General features: G+C 70.2%; 15 protein-coding genes. 4 read left to right on the plus strand and 11 right to left on the minus strand.

Features of this window, described 5'->3' with window-relative positions:
* Nucleotides 1–21: 21 nt before the first annotated feature.
* From R3E98_00595 to R3E98_00620, 6 genes are all read right to left on the minus strand, one after another.
* Nucleotides 22–2,547, minus strand: coding sequence for a patatin-like phospholipase family protein (locus tag R3E98_00595; protein MEZ4421878.1), 2,526 nt, complete (start codon nt 2,545–2,547; stop codon nt 22–24).
* A gap of 237 nt (nt 2,548–2,784) precedes the next feature.
* Nucleotides 2,785–3,486: an N-formylglutamate amidohydrolase gene (locus R3E98_00600; GenBank protein MEZ4421879.1), complete on the minus strand. Its 702-nt coding sequence runs from the start codon at nt 3,484–3,486 to the stop codon at nt 2,785–2,787.
* A 1-nt stretch (nt 3,487) separates the two neighbouring features.
* Nucleotides 3,488–4,738 (minus strand): glutamate-cysteine ligase family protein, encoded by a 1,251-nt coding sequence (locus R3E98_00605; GenBank protein ID MEZ4421880.1) that lies wholly within the window; start codon nt 4,736–4,738, stop codon nt 3,488–3,490.
* The gene (locus R3E98_00610; protein MEZ4421881.1) at nt 4,728–6,194 is read right to left on the minus strand and encodes a RimK family protein; all 1,467 of its coding nucleotides are present in this window, start codon (nt 6,192–6,194) and stop codon (nt 4,728–4,730) included. The genes R3E98_00605 and R3E98_00610 overlap by 11 nt, the downstream gene beginning before the upstream one ends.
* Nucleotides 6,191–6,970: a peptidase-C39 like family protein gene (locus R3E98_00615; protein MEZ4421882.1), complete on the minus strand. Its 780-nt coding sequence runs from the start codon at nt 6,968–6,970 to the stop codon at nt 6,191–6,193. The genes R3E98_00610 and R3E98_00615 overlap by 4 nt, the downstream gene beginning before the upstream one ends.
* A gap of 112 nt (nt 6,971–7,082) precedes the next feature.
* Entirely contained in the window at nt 7,083–7,304 is a 222-nt protein-coding gene (locus R3E98_00620) for a hypothetical protein (GenBank protein MEZ4421883.1), read from the minus strand.
* Between the two features lie 344 nt (nt 7,305–7,648).
* On the opposite strand from R3E98_00620, the gene R3E98_00625 reads away from it, so the two are divergent.
* The 3 genes from R3E98_00625 (at nt 7,649) to R3E98_00635 (ending at nt 12,392) form a co-directional block, all read left to right on the plus strand.
* Nucleotides 7,649–9,058: a sigma-54 dependent transcriptional regulator gene (locus R3E98_00625; GenBank protein ID MEZ4421884.1), complete on the plus strand. Its 1,410-nt coding sequence runs from the start codon at nt 7,649–7,651 to the stop codon at nt 9,056–9,058.
* Between the two features lie 100 nt (nt 9,059–9,158).
* Nucleotides 9,159–9,911 (plus strand): biosynthetic peptidoglycan transglycosylase, encoded by a 753-nt coding sequence (locus R3E98_00630; GenBank protein MEZ4421885.1) that lies wholly within the window; start codon nt 9,159–9,161, stop codon nt 9,909–9,911.
* A gap of 387 nt (nt 9,912–10,298) precedes the next feature.
* Nucleotides 10,299–12,392 carry a catalase gene (locus R3E98_00635; GenBank protein MEZ4421886.1) on the plus strand — a complete coding sequence of 698 codons (2,094 nt, stop codon included), beginning with the start codon at nt 10,299–10,301 and terminating at the stop codon, nt 12,390–12,392.
* Nucleotides 12,393–12,434: 42 nt separating this feature from the next.
* Here the strand turns inward: R3E98_00635 and R3E98_00640 are convergent, their stop codons facing one another.
* Nucleotides 12,435–12,821: a YkgJ family cysteine cluster protein gene (locus tag R3E98_00640; protein MEZ4421887.1), complete on the minus strand. Its 387-nt coding sequence runs from the start codon at nt 12,819–12,821 to the stop codon at nt 12,435–12,437.
* A 487-nt stretch (nt 12,822–13,308) separates the two neighbouring features.
* Here R3E98_00640 and R3E98_00645 point away from each other — a divergent pair, with 487 nt between their 5' ends.
* Entirely contained in the window at nt 13,309–15,738 is a 2,430-nt protein-coding gene (locus R3E98_00645) for a choice-of-anchor B family protein (GenBank protein ID MEZ4421888.1), read from the plus strand.
* Nucleotides 15,739–15,757: 19 nt separating this feature from the next.
* Here the strand turns inward: R3E98_00645 and R3E98_00650 are convergent, their stop codons facing one another.
* The 4 genes from R3E98_00650 to R3E98_00665 all read right to left on the minus strand — a co-directional run bounded on the left by R3E98_00650 (nt 15,758) and on the right by R3E98_00665 (nt 18,766).
* Nucleotides 15,758–16,153, minus strand: coding sequence for a hypothetical protein (locus R3E98_00650; protein MEZ4421889.1), 396 nt, complete (start codon nt 16,151–16,153; stop codon nt 15,758–15,760).
* Nucleotides 16,150–17,028, minus strand: coding sequence for a universal stress protein (locus R3E98_00655; protein MEZ4421890.1), 879 nt, complete (start codon nt 17,026–17,028; stop codon nt 16,150–16,152). Before R3E98_00655 ends, R3E98_00650 begins: the two co-directional genes overlap by 4 nt.
* 19 nt (nt 17,029–17,047) lie before the next feature.
* Entirely contained in the window at nt 17,048–17,461 is a 414-nt protein-coding gene (locus R3E98_00660) for a DUF2188 domain-containing protein (GenBank protein ID MEZ4421891.1), read from the minus strand.
* 321 nt (nt 17,462–17,782) lie between these two features.
* Complete coding sequence (locus tag R3E98_00665; GenBank protein ID MEZ4421892.1) at nt 17,783–18,766, minus strand: YihY/virulence factor BrkB family protein; 984 nt, start codon at nt 18,764–18,766, stop codon at nt 17,783–17,785.
* Between the last annotated feature and the right edge of the window lie 2 nt (nt 18,767–18,768).

Below are 18,768 nucleotides of genomic sequence, written 5' to 3' on the forward strand. Positions count from 1 at the left end.
GAGCATCCCGGGCGGGGATCGTCAGAACAGGCCGCGACTGATCCAGTAGAGAAGTCCGTTGAAGTCCGCCAGGCCCAGGATCACCGCCACGTCGTCTCCGCTATACAGCTCGGAGTCGTTGCCGGGCATCCAGCGCACGGTCGTGGTGACCTTGCCCGCGAAGAGGTAGGCGGTCAGGCTCGTCCCCCACACTGTGCGGTCGGGCGCGTCCTCGATGCGCCACCGCGGGGCCCGGAGCACGTCCGCGGTGAGCTGATAGCCGCTCAGGAGCAGGCTTTCGCTCTTGCGCAGCAGCCCGAACCCGCCGTGCAGGCGCCAGCGCTCGTCGGGGTTCTCCACGGGTCGGTTGAACGTCAGGGACAGGGGGGCCACGAGCGCCCAGCGGGGACCCAGGTGATAGGTGGGCCGCAGCCCCCAGATGTCGCCGCCCTTGGTGCCCGCCGCCACGGCCAACTGGTTCGGCGCCAGGTGGAAGAGCCAGTTCCAGAACGTCTCGCCATCGGGGATCGTGGAGGGATCGGTGTCCCACGCGTCCTGATACTTCCCCCAGGCCGACCGGAACCACAGCTCGATCAGCTGCACCACCTCGGCCGTGTTGCTCTCGTCCTCGGCTGCGAGCCCCGCCTCCACGCGCCACATCTGGCGCAGGACCTGCTCGGCGGTGCGGCTCATGAAGAGCGGAGGATTTCGCACGAGCTCGCGGAACGTGTAGTCGGCCAGGCAGCCCTCCACCTGGGCGGTCATCCAGGCGTCGCGATCACACGCCTCGCGCTCCGCCCAGTCGTCGATGACGTCCATGACCGCATCATCCTCCCGCAGCGCCCGCAGGATCTCGTCGAACCCACCGCTACAGACGAGCCGTTCGATGGTGCCGCGGCCGGAGCAGCCCTGATCCACGCCGTCGAGGACGCGCCGATTCGCGTCGATCAGGCGCTGGAGGATGAGCGAGCGTCCATCGTCCCCCTCCGGCCACGAGACGCGCGGGCGCGGCTCGTCGGGGAACTCGACCGCGTAGAGCTCCGACAAGACGGCGGGAGCGTACGGCCCCAACCGCAACCCGTCGTCCTCGATCAGCTCCCGCAGCCGCTGGCCTTCGCAGGGCTCGGCGGCGGCTCGCTTCAGGGCGTCCCGATCGTGCTCGTCCGGACACAGATCGGCGACGATGAAGTGCAGCGCGTCATAGACGCCCACGTAGAAGTCGAACTCACGGAAGGGTCTTCCCAGGAAGGCCGCGAACCCCGCCAGATGCTCGCCGACGATCGGGAACGACCGATCCGTCACCCGCAACCAGCCCGCCTGGGCGCTTCCGGGGTCGGCCCGCAAGCTCCGCGCGAGCGCGTGCAGCTCGTACTTGCGGGCCGCGGGAATGGCCTGACTCACCATCTGCAGCGCGGCCGCGGTCCCGAAGCGCTCCGCCTCGGCGTCGCGGGCCCGGACGGAGCGAAGGTGCCCGCGGTATTCACCGGCCTCGATGTAGACGACCCGCGCCAGGGTGTCCGCGGCCGTCAGGGGCTTGACCGGCCGGCGATGGTCGAAGAGGTGCAACGCGAGATCGAGCGGGCTGTTGTCGAACAGACCGCCGTCCAGGTAGTTGGCGCTCGCGCGACACCCCAGCTCCGTGGAAACCTCGCAGCCCGCCGCAGCCCGTTCGGGATCGACCACGTCCAGCCGCTCGGGCTCGAACGCGAGCGGGAACGCGCTGGATGCGGCGCTGAGCTGGTAGGCGAGCTTGGAAGGGACGACGGCCGCTGTTTCGCGCCCCGAGCCGCCCCCACCCGCTACCGCCGCCGGGGAGACCACGGCCGGACGGCTGCTCCCGGGCAGCGTGGGCCACACGCGCTTGCCGATGGCGGAGTCGGCGAGCAGGGACGACTCCGGCAGCGCGAAGGCCAGCCGCCGTCGACCGGCTTCCTCGACGCTCACCAACCGGACGATGGACACGAAGCGTTGCGTGGGGATATCCAGGGCCCCGAGCGCGATGGTGCCACGCACCTGCTTGGTCAACGTGATGCCGATCGGAACGTCACAAGGCGCCGCGTCGGCGCCCTCCAGCGCACGGTCGATCTCTTCGAAGTGACGCTCGAAGAAGTCGCGATGCAGCACCGAACGATGCTCCGTGCTCCGCAGCCGATACGGCGCCGGCGTCAGGAGCTGTTCCCAACCGGTCCGCACCCAGATCTTGAAGAACAGGCTCTCCTCGGGGGGTGCCAACCGGCCCTGGTCACACCACTCCACGGCCGAGATCAGGGCGTTGATGTTGCCGGCGGACGCGCCGGTGACGGCGAGCAGCTCATAGGGACGTGCATGCGCCCCGTGCCCCGCCTCCACCGAGTGCTTCATTCCCTGGATCAGACCCCAGTTCACGCCGGCCTGATAGGAACCCAGGCTCTTGCCACCGCTGATGGTGAGCGCGACCGGAGCGCGATGCTCCGGGGGCGGCAACGCGCGCTGGGCGGACAGCGCCGACGGCAACAGCGCGATCAGGGCCAGCGCCGCGCGCAGGACGACCGGGGAACGGGAGTCGGGAACGACGGAATGCAGGGTCATGGGCGACGCTTCCCGGGGGACCGAGACGTGTGCTGGAAGAGGCGCAAGCAAGGTAGCGCGGCGGCCACGGCGGAGCAGCGCGTCGTGGAACCGAGCGGCGGCCAGGGCCGAGCAGCGCGTCGAGAATCCGAGTGGCGGCCACGGCCGAGCAGCGCGTCGAGGAACCGAGTGGCGGCGACGGCGAACCATCGCGTCGAGGAACCGAGTGGCGGCGACGGCACGGGCCGCCGCCGTGGATCAGCGCGGCCGGAGCGCGGACAGCGTCTCCTCGAGGAGCGCCGGGACGCGGGCGTCCCAACGGCCGCGCACCAGCAGCGCCTGATTGACCTCCAGCTCCACCCCCAGGTACCGCGGGCCGAAGCGGCGGCGGAAGGCGGTGGTGAGGCCGTCGGCGGCCCCCCGATACGGGCGGTTGAGCCGGACGCGCAGCGGCCCGCCCTCCGCCAGCGCGGCGGCCCACGCCCGGCACCAATCGCGCTCGACCGGCCGCTGCGGATCGTAGAGGACGCCGATGTCCACGTCGCGCACCTCGCCGTCCAGCACGGGCGTGAAGGTGTGCACGCCCAGATGCAGGACGGTCTCGTGCTCGACGAGCGCAGCCGCGACGGCGTCGGCCACCTGGTCGCGGTAGGGACGCCAGTACCGATCGAGCAGCTCGGTGCGCATGGAGGACGGAAGACCGCGTGTGAACTCCGAGAACACCCTGGGGTGACGCTCCGACCGGTTGAGATCGACGAGCAGTCGGGTGACCGTGGCGTGGAACGTGGCGTCGGCGAGCGGAGCGAGGTGCCGGAGGAGCGCGAGCGCGCCCGGGTCCCAGCCGCGGTGGCTGGCGAGCACATCCTCGGCGCCGACGAAGTGCTGCGCCCACCCTGGCGGAACCTCGTTGCCGCCGTGCTCACACGTGAGGATCCAGACCTGACCCCGACGGGTCGACATGTCAGTCGTCGGTCCCGTCCGGCAGGAAGAGGCGGTCCTCCAGGAGCGCGTTGGCCAGGTGATGGTAGATGGTCCGCAGCGCAGCACGGTCCCAGTCCTCGCCCAGCGCGCGCAGGATCCGGGTGGAGAGCGTGCCCGCGGCCAGGAGCCGCTCCACGACCTCGCCGGTGGCCCCCCCCAGCGCGTCGGCGCACGCATCGGCGAGATGCCCCCAGAGCCGACCGAGGCGCACGTCCCCCCGACGCCACCCCAGCACGTGCAGGAGCGCCGTGTCCTGGACCAGGGCGTCCTCGCCCTCGGCGATGGCACGGTCCAGCACGGCGGCCAGCCGGTGCTCATCCAGCTCGCGCAGGTGCGCGTCCCCGACCCAGCGGCCCTCCACCAGAGCCCTGACCACCCCGACCACCAGGGTGAGGATGGCGAGGTCCGCGGAGGGGCATTCCTGCAGGTCCAGCAGTCGGATCTCGATGCTGCCCCGATCGAAGCGCGCGATCGCGCCGCGCGAGTTGAGGAAGTGCCGGTCCAGGACTCCTTCCCGGTCGTGCGGGCGCATGTCCCGGACGATGGGATCGAAGACGACCCGCTCGTAGTCGCGCTGCGTGAAGACGCGTTCGGGGATGATGGCGCCGGCAAGCGACGGCACGCGCGCCTGGTTGCGGCGGTACGCGTCGAGGCGGGCGTCCTTGAGGCCCTGGTCGCGACCATCGAGGATGGGCGTGGACGCCGCCAGACCGGGGAGCAGGGGAAGCACCACCCGGACGGCAGCGTGCAGTCGGCCGAACTCCTCGTCGTCGCGGAACGGCAGGTTCAGGTGCGCGCTCTGCAGGTTGGACCATCCATGGCCGCTGCACCCGAACACCCGGTCGTACAGCGCGTACACCTCGTTGTAGTCGTGCGGCCAGAGCCGCGTCTCGCGCGCCGGATCCATGAACGGGTGCGCGCCCCCGCCCAACAGCCGGGCCCCGAGCGGCTCCAGGAAGCCGTCGATGGCCTGCACCTCCGCGTGGAAGCGCGCCGCGAGGCCGTCCAGCGTCGGGGCCGGTCCTGCGGTCTTGAGCTCGAGGACGTGGCTGACCAGCTCGTTCGACCACTCCAGGTCACCGCGCTCCACGTCCGACGTGATGTCCCCGGTGACGCGCTCGATCAGCTCGTCCACGATCGGCCGGACCGCCAGGGAGTCGCGGTCCACCACCATGTACTCCAGCTCGACGCCGAAGCCCTCGAACAGCCCGAGCCGGCGATCAGACGCCACGGAGCTGGAACTTCCGCTCGAAGCGGTCCCGCAGGGTGGCCACGACCCGACGATACAGCTCGTCCCCGAGCACCTGATCCTCCACGCCGTGGTCCACGTTGGGGTTGTCGTTCACCTCGATCACCATGGGCTGACCGTCCACCTCCTTGAGGTCCACGCCGTACAGACCGTCGCCCATCAGGGCGGCCGCGCGCAGCGCGGTGTTCACCACGGGAACCGGGGCGGCCTCGACCGGCAGGGTCTCCCAATCCCCTTCCACGTCGCGCTTGCTCTGGCTCTTCCAGTTGTAGATCTGCCAGTGCCCCGAGGCCATGAAGTACCGGCACACGAACAAGGGTTGGCCGTCCAGCACCCCGACACGCCAGTCGAACGGCGTCGGCGTGTAGGCCTGCGCGATAACGAGCTCCGACTCCGTGAGCATGCGCTCGAGATCTCGAACCAGACCCGCGGCGTCTTCGGCCCGCGTCACGCCCAGCGAGAACGACCCGTCGGGCACCTTGAGCACACAGGGCAGCCCGATGGTGGCCAGCACCTGCTCCTGGTTCTCCTTGTGCACGATGAGGGTCCGCGGCGTGGGCACGCCGGCCGCGTGCAGCGCCTCCGCCAGGTACACCTTGTTGGTGCAACGCAGGATGGAATCGGGGTCGTCGATGACGGGCATGCCCTCGGACTGGGCCCGACGGGCGAAGCGGTAGGTGTAGTGGTCCACCTCCGTCGTGGCCCGGATGAGCAGCGCGTCGAACTCGCCGATCCGGTCCGAGTCCTCGCGGGTGATCAGCTCGGTGCTGAAGCCCAGCGCCTCGCCCGCGGAGACGAAGCGGTTCAGGGCGGCGCGATCGGAAGGGGGGGCCTTCTCCTCCGGATCGTGGAGGATGGCGAGGTCGTACACGAAGCGGTTCGTGCGCGGGCTGTGGTAGCGGCGACGTCCCAGATAGCGGGCCGTCGCCTTGCGGGCGTACTCCACGTCCGCTTCTTCGATGTCGCCGAAGGCCAGGATGCGTACGTTGCGCAGCTCCCACTTGCCGTCGCGCTCGAAGCGGGCGCGGAAGAAGGGAGCGGGAAAGAGGCGGTGCAGCTCCAGCGCCAGACGCTCGTGCTCCTTCCGGGGTGTCTCCCCGAAATAGACGTCCAGCTCGAAATCCGTCCCGGTGAGCTCCCGCAGCGAGCGACGGACGAGGTCGTCCAGCTCCTCCGTGAGGATCCGCGTCACCGCCGGGGTCTTCAGGTCCTGGATGGTCTTGACGCTGGGCATCACCCGCTGCCCGCGCGCCTCGGCCAGGAGCGATACATAGTAGCCCTGCGAGCCGTAGCGGTACTCGCGACAGAGGTTGAACACCCGCGTGCTGCGGTTGCCGAGCTCGGGACGGAGCAGGTAGTCGCGGGCCGCGACCACCTCGCAGCCCGGTGCATCGATGGTCCACAACTTGGGATTGGCGACGACGACGATCTTCTTCACGACGGTCCCGGCGGATCGGTGACGCCGCGCACGAAGGGCCCGCGCGGCGGAGAGGCGGGCAGCCCACCCTTGGGGGCGACGATCATGAGGTTCCCATCATAGGTGACGACGCCCAGGAGGATGGCGCGCACGAGGTGATCGGGGTCGACCTCGTAGTAGTGGTCCCCGGAGATCGGATTGGCCTGATAGGGATCGGCGATCAGGATGCGACCGATGCTGGTGCCACACAGCACCACGAAGTGACCCTGGGGCGTGCCGCGGACGTCGTCGTACAACATCCGGCCATCCTCTGCCTCGACCTCGCGCGGCGTGCCGTACAGATAGGTCGAGCTCAGCCCGCACAGCACCGGCAGGCCGGCGTCGAAGTACTCCTGGATGCGCCGCACGCTCAGGGCGTGGAAGCGCAGCTCGCCTCCGGCCTCCAGGAAGCGGACGTAGGCCTTCGTGCTCTCGCGCAGACGGCGCTTGCGCTTGGCCACGAGCTGGGCGCGCAGCTTCTCGAGCAACGCCTCGGGCGGCAAGCCGTCCCAGGAGGGGTCGAAGACGCGGAGGTTGTAGGAGTAGAGTCGGACGTCGAACCCGCGGGCCAGGGCGTCCAGGCCCAGGAAGACGGCCAGCGTACCGCCCTCCTTCAGGGTGCGGACGTCGGCGATGAGGCGGGGGAGGTCGAGATCGAGTCCGTGGAAGGTGTAGACCGCGTGCAGGCTGGTCGGCCCGCAGGAGTAGTCGTCCGGTTGCGCCAGGATGGGCACCCGGACGGGGGAGGGAGCGGTCATGGGCGAAGCTCGTTGCGACGGGATCGGAGGGCGCGGATCTACCCCTCCGCCGCTTCGCCGGTCCGGACGAGTGGGTCCCCGGCCGAGGCCGGGGACCCTCCCGGGTCCGGGGTCAGCGCTTGGGCGCCGCCGCCTTCTTGCGGGTGGCCTTCTTGGCCGTCTTCTTCGCAGCGGCCTTGCGGGCCGTCTTCTTGGCGGCCTTGCGGACCGGAGCCTTCTTCGCCGTCTTCTTGGCGGCGGCCTTGCGGGCCGGAGCCTTCTTGGCGGCCTTCTTGGCGGTCTTCTTGGCCGCCTTCTTCCTGGTCGCCTTCTTGGCAGCCTTCTTCATGGCCATTGGGGTGCCCATCCGTAGCTGTCTGCGCCTCGTGCGGCGCAAGTGATTGTCGGGAGCGCGTTTCGCTTCCGTCGGCCGGGGCTCAGGCAAAGCGCGGGCCATTCGAACGGGCGGGGCGTGCAAGTCGTTCACCGGCAAGGTGATGCGATGCCACACCCCTGCGCGGCCGAGGACCTGGCCCCGCCTTTTATCGGCACTCCATTGCCGAATCTTGACCGGAGGGATCCATTTCGGCACCTTGGTGCCGATCCCAGGGCCCATCGGATCGGCGCAGAGGCCCCTTCGGCGTTGCTGGAGCGGCAGATGCGCCACCACACCCGTTTTTCGGCATTGCGTTTCCGAAAATGATCGCACGCATCCTTGTCTTCACGCGCACGCCGGCGCTCACCCAGCGACTCACCGGCATCCTGGAGAGCAACGCCGGAGATCGCGTCGTCACCGAGACCCGCGGACTCCGACAGGTGTGGTCGAGCCTCAAGCGCGAGTCGTTCGATCTGCTCGTGTCGACGACCTCCGACCTTCCGCATCCGGTGGCGGAGACGGTGCGCGCCATCCGCGCTGCACCCGACGCACCGGAGGTCGTGCTCCTGACCCAGGAGGAGGACGCCGAAGAGCGCATCCGGCTCACGGCCGCCGGGGCTCTGGACGTGTTGTGGCGGAATCTGCCCGATCGCGCGCTGCGGGGCGCATTCGACGCCCTCATCCGTCGGCGGCGGGCGCACGTGCAACGCAGTGCCGAAGGGGATGATCAGGAGTTCCGCTTCGGTGACTTCGCCTCGTCCAGCCCGGCCATGGACGAGCTCCTCAGCCTGGCGGAGCGGGTGGCGCGCTCCGACGCGTCGTTGCTGGTTCTGGGGGAGACCGGCGTGGGCAAGGAGTGGCTGGCCCACGCCATCCACACGGAGAGCGCCCGCGCCGACGGTCCATTCGTGGCCGTCAATTGCTCGGCCCTTCCCGACACGCTGCTGGAGAGCGAGCTCTTCGGTCACGTGGAGGGCGCGTTCACCGGCGCCGTGCGCGCGCGCCGGGGCTACTTCGAGCTGGCGCACGAGGGCACGCTCTTCCTGGACGAGATCGGCGACATGCCCCTGGCGCTCCAGGCCAAGCTGCTGCGGGCCCTCCAGGAGCGCCGGATCCAGCCCCTCGGCAGCGAGCGCTCCATTCCCGTCGACGTCCGCATCATGGCGGCCACCAACCGCAACCTCGAGGAGGCCATGGAGGCCGGCGAGTTCCGACCGGATCTCTATTTCCGTCTCGGGGTGGTGACGTTGACGGTGCCGCCGCTGCGGGAACGGCGCGAGGACATCCCGGAGCTGGTGAACGCATACTGCGAGCGCTTCTCCGATCAGTTCGGACGCGACCTCGCCGGAACGGACCCGGCGGCCATGGAAGCGCTCGAGCGCTATGCCTGGCCGGGAAACGTCCGCGAGCTGATCAACGTGATGGAGCGGGCCGTCCTGCTGGCTCCCGGTCCGATGCTGTCCCTGCCGGACCTGCCGGCCCAGATCACCGGCGCGCTACCGCCGGAGATGCGCGGGCCGGAGCCGCCGCGCCTGGAGAGCCTGGTGCGCCAGCCGTTGAGTGAGGCACGCGACCGGGTGGTCTCGTGGTTGGAGAGCGCCTACCTCGAACGCCTGCTCAGCGAGACCCGCGGGCGCGTGGGGGTCGCGGCCGAGCGGGCGGGACTGAGCCCCCGCACGCTCTACAACAAGATGCAGGAGTACGGGCTCGACAAGGCCGACTTCCGCGGGTAGCGCGGCCACGCCCTCTGGACCCGGAGATCCCATCACCGCCGCCCCTCGCCGCTCCCGGTCGCGTCGTCTCCTCTCGTCGCTGAGGACCGGCTGGCGTCGCGTGCCCGGCCACCTCCGCCTGGCGCTCGCCGCTCTTCTCGTGGTGGCGCTCCTCTCCCCGTATCCCGAGCTGCTGCGCTGGGCCCGCCCGGGGACCACGTCGCTCATGCAGCAACGTCTACGCGAGGCGCGGGAAGAAGGGACCGCGCTGGAGCTCCAGCGCACATGGGTCGACCTCGACTCCGTGGATGCCACCCTGATCCGGGCGGTGTTGATCGCGGAGGACCAGCGCTTCTACGGGCATGGGGGCGTGGACTGGGAGGCGCTGGCCGAGGAGCTGCACTACACGGGCCACGGAGCCTGGCAATGGTGGGACGTCCAGGACTGGGCAGGGGTGCTGGGCGCGGTCCGCTACTACCGGGACCACGCGGACGACGTGCGCGGACGGAGTACCATCACGCAGCAGTTGGCCAAGAACCTCTATTTCGGCACCGACCGCTCCATCTCGCGCAAGGCTCGCGAGCTGATCGTCGCCAAGCGCCTGGAGTGGTTCCTTCCCAAGGACCGGATCCTCGAGCTCTATCTGAACGTCGTGGAGCTCGGGCCGGGCATCTTCGGGGTCGAGGCCGCCGCTCAGGCGTACTTCGACCGCAGCGCCGCCGACCTCACGCGCGCACAGGCCGCGTCCCTGGCGGCCACACTGCCTCATCCGTTGACGTCGAATCCGGCGCACCGCCCGGGGCGGATGCGGTGGCGGCGGGACCTGATCCTCGGACGATTGGCGCGCGGCGAGGGTCCCGTACCGGAACCGTGAGCCGCGCGCGCTTCCGTAGCCGCGCACCACGAGGTAGCTTCGACGCTCAGGTATGCACGGCCCGTGCTGCTCGTCGGCACGGGCCCCCACGCGTCCCGTCCCCCGTCCCCCGTGCACCATCGGTCCATCCGGACCGTTCCAGCACGCAGCGGACGAGGCGACATCGCCTTCGCTCCGGATCACCGACGCGCCGTTCTCGCGCGCGCACCCAGGAGGCAGGCGATGGCCAGGAAGGATCCACCGAAGGGCGGACGTACCCCCAAGGGCCGGACGGCCGACCGGAGCCCGGAGTCGCAGGCCCGGCCGGACGGCCGCGCGGGTCGGCGCGGAGGGCGGACGAAGGGCGCTGGCGCAAAACGACCGGGGCGGGTCGACCCGATCCCGGACATGCCGACGGCGCGGTACGGGGACCAGACCGTGCACCGTCCGGCCGGCGGGGAGACGCATCAGATCCCGGAGGAGGGCGGGCCGGTCCTGACCACCCAGCAGGGCGTCCCCGTCTCCGACGACCAGAACTCCCTCAAGGCAGGCCCCCGCGGACCGACGCTCCTCGAGGACTTCCACTTCCGGGAGAAGCTCTTCCACTTCGACCACGAACGCATCCCGGAGCGCGTGGTCCATGCACGCGGCTACGGCGCCCACGGCTACTTCGAGACGTACGAGTCGCTCGCGGACGTCACCCGCGCCGACCTGTTCCAGCGCGCTGGGGAGAAGACCCCGGCCTTCGTGCGCTTCAGCACCGTCGCCGGCAACAAGGGCTCACCGGATCTGGCGCGCGACGTGCGCGGCTTCGCCGTGAAGCTCTACACGAAGGAAGGGAACTGGGACCTGGTCGGCAACAACATCCCGGTCTTCTTCATCCAGGACGCGATCAAGTTCCCGGACCTCATCCACGCGGCCAAGCCCGAGCCGGATCGCGGCTTTCCGCAGGCGCAGACCGCGCACGACAACTTCTGGGACTTCATCTCGCTCATGCCCGAGAGCATCCACATGGTCATGTGGATCATGTCGGACCGGGCGATCCCCCGCTCCTTCCGCTTCATGGAGGGATTCGGGATCCACACCTTCCGGATGGTCGACGCCGACGGACGCTCCACGTTCGTGAAGTTCCACTGGAAGCCGCTGCAGGGTCTCCAGTCCGTGGTCTGGAACGAAGCCGTCAAGATCAATGGGGCCGATCCCGACTTCCATCGACGCGACCTGTGGGACGCGATCGGCAGCGGGAACCTCCCGCAGTGGGAGCTGGGACTGCAGCTCTTCGACGAGGACTTCGCCGAACGCTTCGAGTTCGACGTCCTGGACGCCACGAAGATCATCCCCGAGGAGCAGGTACCCGTGCGCCGCGTGGGTCGTCTGGTGCTCGACCGCCTCGTGGACAACTTCTTCGCGGAGACGGAGCAGGTCGCCTTCTGCACGCAGAACGTGGTGCCCGGCATCGACTTCTCGGACGATCCCCTGCTCCAGGGCCGGAACTTCTCCTACCTGGACACGCAGTTGAAGCGGCTGGGCGGACCGAACTTCACCCACATTCCGATCAACGCGCCGAAGTGCCCCATGCACCTGTTCCAGCAGGACGGGCACATGGCCATGAAGAACCCCGTTGGTCGAGCCAACTACGAGCCCAACTCGTGGAGCGGAGAGACTCGCGGTCCCCGCGAAGCGCCCCACGGGTATCGCACCCATCCCGCGGACGTCGCGGGCCCCAAGCTGCGCGTCCGGCCCGACAGCTTCGCCGACCACTACAGTCAGGCCCGCCAGTTCTACATCAGCCAGACGGAGATCGAGCAGCGGCACATGGCCGAGGCCCTGACCTTCGAGCTCAGCAAGGTCGAGACGCCCGCCATCCGGGAGCGGGTCGTCTCCCATCTCCTCCACGTGGACGAGGCGCTGGCCGAACAGGTGGCGGACGGGCTGGGCCTGGAAGGCATGCCCGAAGCTGCGGACGCGGCGCGGCCCACGCGCACGGACCTTCCCCCGTCGGACGCGCTCAGCATCGTCAAGAACGGGCCGGACTCCTTCGCGGGCCGGAAGGTGGGCGCGCTGGTCACCCACGGCGTGGATGCCGATGTGCTGGACGCGCTACGGGAAGCGCTGGAGAGCGAAGGGGCGATGTTGGAGATCGTGGCGCCCACGGTGGGCGGCGTGGAGGCCAGCGACGGCTCCTGGATCGAGGGCGACGAGATGCTGGGCGGCGGCCCTTCCGTGCTCTACGACGCCGTGGTGCTGCTGCCGTCCGCGGACGAGGTGGAGGCGTTGGCCGCACAACCCGCCGCGCGCGACTTCGTCGCGGACGCCCACCAGCACATGAAGTTCATCGGATACCTCCCGGCCGCGGAGCCCTTGTTCGAAAAGGCGGGCGTCGAGTGGGAGGACGACGGCCTGGTGGACCTGACGTCGGGGGACGGCTGCACCACGTTCGTGTCGGCGTGCCGGGCCCTGCGCTTCTGGGACAGGCAGGACCTCCTGGACGAGGAGGGATGAGCGGGCGGGGGAGCCGGCACCGGCCGGCTCCCCTCGAGCGCTTCAGTCCTCCGCGACGTAGGCGGCGACGACCAGATCGGGATCGTCGAACCGGTTCCGCTCCGAGGACAGGAAGTCGTAGTAGCCGCAGCGACCCGTGCCCGGATACTGGCGACAGATGGTGGGGCGACCGGAATAGATGCTGCAGCCGCGGGTCTCGTCGTCGATGAAGATGCAGATCGTCTCGAAGTACTCGTCGTCCTTGTGGCGAAGCACCCGCACGCCGTCTTCGGTCTTGCGCGTGAACTTGCGCTCGGCTGCCGAAGGGGTGACGCCGTGGTGCTTGGCCAGGCGCTTGAGGTCGCGGTCGGTGACCGGGATCCACGCGTAGGAGCAGCAGTACGCGGGGCACTTGGTGCAGTTGTACAGGACCTTGAGTGGCTTGCCCAAGAGAGGCTGTCTTTCTCTGAGGGGACGGCAGCGGACCCCGCAATGTCGGCCCTGAGGTCCGGGGCCGCCACCCGTCGGACGGAGGACGGCCTGCCGGCTTCGCTGCGGCGCGGCGTCCGTGGGGCTCGCTGCCCGTGGAGCTCTCGGGCTCACGAACCCGTGGAACCGCCGGGCTCGCTACCCGTGGAACCGGTGGGCTCACGACCCGTGGCACCGCTGGCTCGCTACCCGTGGCACCGGTGGGCGCGCTCCCCGCGGAACCGTTGGGGTCGCTGCCCGTGGCACCGGTGGGCGCGCTACCCGTGGCACCGGTGGGCGCGCCACCCGCGGAACCCGGCCGACCACACCCGTCCGGTGCCCATCGCCGACCGGCTCGGCGCTGCGTCGGCACCCGGGCGCCACGTCCGGATGGACCACGGAACCGGGCTCGGGGGGTAGCAGCCCCGACGCAGCGCATCCGCTCGCACCTGACCCGGAGGATGGATCGATGGCCTTGTCCCGTCTGCTCGCGGCGCTGACGCTCGCGGCCGCGCCCGCGGCGCTGGGCGCCCAGACCTTCGTCTCCGAGCGGCCGGCGTTCCCGGCCGCGGGCTTCGCCTCCGCGCTGGTGCTGGACGGCTCCACGCTGTACGCCGGCCGCACCGGCGCCGCGGCGGGCATGCCCATCCCGCCGTCCCGACCGGGGAGCGTTCACGTCTTCTCCCGCGAAGGCGCGGCCTTCCGCGAGACCGCCGTCGTGCAGGCGGACGACGGGACCATCGGCGACGGGTTCGGCTCCGCGCTCGCGGCCCGGGGAGACCTGCTGGCGGTGGGCGCGCCCCAGCAGGGCGCCGGTGCGGTCTACCTGTTCCAGCGCAACGGAGCGAGCTGGCGTCAGGTCACGAAGCTCACGGCGCCGCCCGGCTCCACCGCAGCGGGCTTCGGATCGGCCGTGGCGCTGTCCGACGGCTGGCTGTTCGTCGGCGCGCCCGGCGCCGGGCAGCGGGGCCTCGTCTACACGTACGCGCAGGCGAACGGATGGAACGCGGCAGGGCAGCTCCAGGGGTCGGATCCCTCCGACCTCCGCCTGGGCATGTCCCTCTCCGCCGCCGACTCCCGGCTGCTGGCCGGTGCACCGGGCCCGGGTGGCTCGCTCGGCGGCGGTGGCATGCAGGGCCGCCCCGGCCCGGGCGCGGCGTACGTGTTCGAGCGCGAGGGAGACGCGTGGCGCGAGGCCGCGCGCTTGAGCGTCCCCGCGGACGCGCCCGTCGCGCCGCTGGCGCTCGGATCCAAGGTCCACCTGGGCCAAGGGTGGGCCCTGGCCTCCGCGCCGGTCACGGCGAACGCCAACGGCGCGCTCTGGCAGTTCACGCAGGGCGCCGATGGCACCTGGAGCGCGGGAGCGGCCCTCACTCCCGGCGAACCCGGGCAGACGATCTTCGGCTCCGACTTCGTGGTGGCCGGCAACGACCTCCTCGTCGGCGCCCCGATGGTGGATCAGTTCAACGGCGCGGTCTTCGTGTTCGCGCGCCAGAACGACGCCTGGACCCCGACGCAGCAGCTCTCCGTCGAGACCCAGGGCATGGCCGGCTTCTTCGGGATGGCCGTGGCGGGGAGCGGGGACCTGGCCGTGCTGGGCGCGCCGGGGGACGACTTCTGGGAGGGCACCGGATTCGTGTTCGAGCGCGGCGCGGGGGGCCAGTGGAGCGAGGTCGCCACGGTCACCGACGTCGACACCGACCTCACTGCCCTGATCGGGGAGCCCATCGACTGTACCGCACAGGGCGAGGCCGCCGGCTTCGGCTGCCAGGACGTCGACCTGGTCTCCTTCCTGCCCGTCAGCGAACTCGGTGGCGAGCGCGGCATCATGGTGAGCGACATCTGGGGCTGGACCGATCCGGAGTCCGGAAAGGAGTACGCGATCCTGGGTCGCTTCGACGGGACGTCCTTCGTGGACGTGAGCGACCCGGCCCGTCCGGTCTACCTCGGCAACCTGCCCCTGACCGAGGGAGCCACCAAGAACCTGTGGCGCGACATCAAGGTCTACGACAACCACGCGTTCGTCGTGGCGGACGCCGCGGGCGAGCACGGCGTGCAGATCTTCGACCTGACCCGCCTGCGCGCATTCGATGGCACGCCGGAGACCTTCACGGAGGACGCCCACTATTCCGGCATCCACAGCGCCCACAACATCGTGATCAACGAGGAGACGGGCTTCGCCTACGTGGTCGGCAGCAGCATGGGCGGGGAGACGTGTGGAGGGGGCCTGCACATGGTCGACATCCGCGATCCACGCAACCCCACGTTCGCGGGCTGCTTCTCCGATCCGCTGACCGGCAACTCCAAGACCGGCTACAGCCACGATGCCATGTGCACCCTCTATCACGGTCCGGACGAGGAGCACGCAGGCAAGGAGATCTGCTTCGGCGCGAACGAGACGCACCTGTCGATCGCCGACGTCACCGACAAGAGCAACCCGGTCGCGCTTTCCCGGGCGTCCTATCCGAACGTGGCCTACTCCCATCAGGGATGGCCGTCGGACGACCACAAGTACTTCTTCCTGAACGACGAGCTGGACGAGCTGTCCGGCACGCAGAGCCGGACCCGCACGCTGGTGTGGGACATCCAGGACCTGGACGACCCCATCCTGCTCACGGAGTACATGGGCGAGACGGCCGCGTCGGATCACAACCTCTACGTGCGCGGCAATCTGGTCTACGAGTCGAACTACGTGTCCGGGCTGCGCATCCTGGACATCAGCGACCCCGCCAACCCGGTGGAGGTCGCGCACTTCGACACCGTGCCCTGGGGTCCCGACGCCCCGGGCTTCGCCGGCTCCTGGAGCAACTACCCCTACTTCCAGAGCGGCAACATCATCGTGTCGTCGATGCGGGAAGGGCTGTTCATCGTGCGCAAGCGCGAGCGCCCGGTGTCCTGAGGACGGTGGGCGGCGGTGCTCAGGCGCCGCCGCCCACGCTGTCCTGCAGCCGTCGCAGGGCCTCGGGACTCAATTCGGGCGCGATCTCCGCCAACGTCTCCGGGTCGGCCTCCTGCACCGAGGCGGCGCTGTCGAATCGAGCGGCGATCCGCTGCGCGACCCGCGCGTCGAGGCCGGGCGCCCCGCTCCGCATCAGCGTGACCAGCAGGGCGTGTCGATCGACGGCGGCGCGCAGGCCGTCATCATCCACCTCCCACCCCCCTTCGGACCGCACCGTGCGCAGGAACTCGCCCCACTCCGGCTCTTCCTGACTCTCCCGCAATCCGTCCAGGTACTGCTCCACGGACCGGGTGAGCCGTTGGTCGGGCTCCCAGATCCGCGCCGCCCCCGGGTCTTCGTCGCGGCGTGCGGTCATGCTGCCTCCAGCGCGGGGTACAGCAGCACAGGGACCTCCGCCGTGCGCACGACCGTCGCGGCGAGACTGCCCTGGGCCAGGTGCGGGAGCCCGGTCCGGGCGTGGGGCGTCATGACGATCAGCGCACACCCGTGCGCGGCAGAGCGTTCGATCCCGGTGTGGGCTACCGATCCGCCGACGACCACTTCGGAGAGCACACGGGTGAAGCCCCAGAGTCGGACCCGGGCCGCGACCTCGTCCAGGTAGGCCTCGGTGGCCTGGCGATCGCGCTCCAGCATCGGATCCAGGTGAGACCCGTCGCGCGGGCGCTCCACGCTCGGCGGACGCTCCAGCACGCGCAGGAGCACGATGCGGGTCGACAGGGGAAGGCGGAGCAGCGCCGGTGCCTCCAGCGCGCGCTCCGCCTCGTCCGATCCGTCGAGGAGCACGGAGAGGGTGGATGGGGGCGGCCCGGCGCTGAGAGCGGCCCTGGGCCGGCGCCCGTCGGACCGCACCGAGAGCAATGGACAGGGGGAGTGGTAGACCAGGTGGTCGGTCAACGGGTCGAGGTGCAGGCGCCCCAACACACCCTGCCCGTGGCTCGAGACCACCAGCAGATCGGCGTCCACCTCGTCCGCGTAGCCCGCCACGGCGGCGCCCGGATCCCCGACCCGCACGACCGTCTCCACGTGGGTGGTGTTCGGGCTCAAGCGCCCCACCACCTGGCTCAGATAGTCCGATGCAACCCGGGCCGCTTCCCCTCCCGCGGCCGCATCGCCGCTCGCCACCGCGATGAGATGCAACTCACCGGGTGGCTCGTGCGCCGCCAGCGCCCACGCGAGGGCGCGCTCGGCCCGGTCACTGGCGTCGAGCGGAACGACGATGCGGCGCTGCATGCAACCGATCCGTGCCTTCTCAATAGGTGTGCGAGCGCTGGACGCGTCCGTCGGTGCGGTGGATGATCAACCGGCTCGGCTGGGCTTCGGCCGCCTGCCGACGGGCCACCCGCAACGCCTCGCGCTTGCTGCCGAAGCGCTGATCGCCTTCCTTGCCGTCGCTGGTCAGGATCCATCCCTCTTCACCGTCCGCTTCCACCCGGAACGTGGTCGACGGCTCGTCCCCGCTCCCGTTCGCCTTCCGCTGCTTGAGCGCACGCGCGGTGGCCACGCCCGCGGCCCCCAGGGCCGCCAGACCTGCAGCGGCCGCCACCGTCTTCTTGGGCGTCGAGCTGCTGCTCTTGCCCGGTCGGATCTTCTCCCCGGCCTTGGCCACCGTCTTGGAGGCGTTGTCCAGGTGCTTCTTGATCGCCTTCTTCGTGCTCTTGTTCATCGTCGTCCTCGGAAGTGGATGACCCCGAGCCGGACAGCCCGGCGGGGGAGGGCATTCCTTCGTGAACACCCATGGTCCCGGATCCGAGTCCGGGAAACCGACGCCAGCGAACCCGGAACCATCCGGGAACGCGGGTCGGAAGAAGGGCAACGAGCATGCCCGCACTGCGATCCACGGACGTGCCGGGGACGCAGGCACGCACGGCGGCGCGGGAAGGCGCGGTCCGCCCGTGAGTCCGGAGGAAGCGCAAGGCGGAACCGCCAGGTCGTTCGTGTTTCAGCGTCGGCGTCCGCGCACGGAACACCCGCGCCCACCGAGGGATCAGCGGGTCGGAACCACGCGCTGGACGACCCGCCCGGCGTAGGGTTCCGGTCGGATGGCGCGTCCGCGCGAACGGGCCCAGACCTCGGTGAACGACGCCCCCACCAGGAAGATCTGAGCCGAGTAGTAGATCCAGATGAGCAGCGCGAAGAGGGACCCCGCCGCCCCGAAGACGGAACCGGGATCACGTCGGCCCAGGAAGCCCCCGATGGCGAGCTTCCCGATGGCGAAGAGGACGGCCGTGACCAGACCGCCCACCCACACGTCGCGCCAGGCGATCCGTGCGTCCGGCAGGACCTGGTAGACGGCCGCGAAGACCAGCCAGAGCAACGCGGTCGACACGGCGAAGTCGAGCGCCCGCACGAGCAGGCTCCCGCCCGGCAGGCGGGCCTCGATGAAAGGCTCGAGAAGAGAGGTCGCGGCGGAGACCAGGAAGGAGAGAAGAACCAGACCCCCGAGAACGAGGATCATCACGAAGGCCATGAGGCGGGTGCGCAGGGCGTTGCGCACGGTGCCGGTGACCGGCTTCACGTGCCAGATGTCGTTGAGCGCGCCTTGGATGTTGCCGAACACGGCGGTCGCGCCCACCAGGAGCGCGAGCAGGGAGAGCAGCGCCTGCACGGAGCCGAAGCCGGGGAAGGTCGCCTGGACCAGGATGGTATCGGCGATCTCCGCGCCCCGACTTCCGAGCAGGAGGCGCAGCTGCGACAGGATCTGCTCCCGAGCCGCCGCATCGTCGAAGAACATCCCGGCCGTTCCCACCAGGAAGATGAGCACGGGTCCGAGCGAGAACAGCGTGTAGTAGGAAAGCGCGGCGCCCCAGTGCATGACGCCCTCTCCCAACCACTCCATGAAGCTCAGCTTGACGATCCCCAGGAAGGTCTGGGCTGTGGGGCGCTCCTCCTCGGCCGACACGTCGCGGCGGGGATCGTCGCGCTGGCGCGCGGGCTCCTGTTGCTCGGAACGACCCGGATCCTGGGTCATGG

The organism is Gemmatimonadota bacterium (assembly GCA_041390125.1).
In the GTDB taxonomy this organism is placed as follows: domain Bacteria; phylum Gemmatimonadota; class Gemmatimonadetes; order Longimicrobiales; family Gaopeijiaceae; genus JAGQIF01.

What these genes read in the sequence shown, in the direction of transcription:
- R3E98_00595 (MEZ4421878.1), bottom strand. Translation starts at nt 2,547, where the DNA reads ATGACCCTGCATTCCGTCGTTCCCGACTCCCGTTCCCCGGTCGTCCTG.
- R3E98_00600 (MEZ4421879.1), bottom strand. Translation starts at nt 3,486, where the DNA reads ATGTCGACCCGTCGGGGTCAGGTCTGGATCCTCACGTGTGAGCACGGC.
- R3E98_00615 (MEZ4421882.1), bottom strand. Translation starts at nt 6,970, where the DNA reads ATGACCGCTCCCTCCCCCGTCCGGGTGCCCATCCTGGCGCAACCGGAC.
- R3E98_00620 (MEZ4421883.1), bottom strand. Translation starts at nt 7,304, where the DNA reads ATGGCCATGAAGAAGGCTGCCAAGAAGGCGACCAGGAAGAAGGCGGCC.
- R3E98_00625 (MEZ4421884.1), top strand. Translation starts at nt 7,649, where the DNA reads ATGATCGCACGCATCCTTGTCTTCACGCGCACGCCGGCGCTCACCCAG.
- R3E98_00635 (MEZ4421886.1), top strand. Translation starts at nt 10,299, where the DNA reads ATGCCGACGGCGCGGTACGGGGACCAGACCGTGCACCGTCCGGCCGGC.
- R3E98_00645 (MEZ4421888.1), top strand. Translation starts at nt 13,309, where the DNA reads ATGGCCTTGTCCCGTCTGCTCGCGGCGCTGACGCTCGCGGCCGCGCCC.
- R3E98_00650 (MEZ4421889.1), bottom strand. Translation starts at nt 16,153, where the DNA reads ATGACCGCACGCCGCGACGAAGACCCGGGGGCGGCGCGGATCTGGGAG.
- R3E98_00655 (MEZ4421890.1), bottom strand. Translation starts at nt 17,028, where the DNA reads ATGCAGCGCCGCATCGTCGTTCCGCTCGACGCCAGTGACCGGGCCGAG.
- R3E98_00660 (MEZ4421891.1), bottom strand. Translation starts at nt 17,461, where the DNA reads ATGAACAAGAGCACGAAGAAGGCGATCAAGAAGCACCTGGACAACGCC.
- R3E98_00665 (MEZ4421892.1), bottom strand. Translation starts at nt 18,766, where the DNA reads ATGACCCAGGATCCGGGTCGTTCCGAGCAACAGGAGCCCGCGCGCCAG.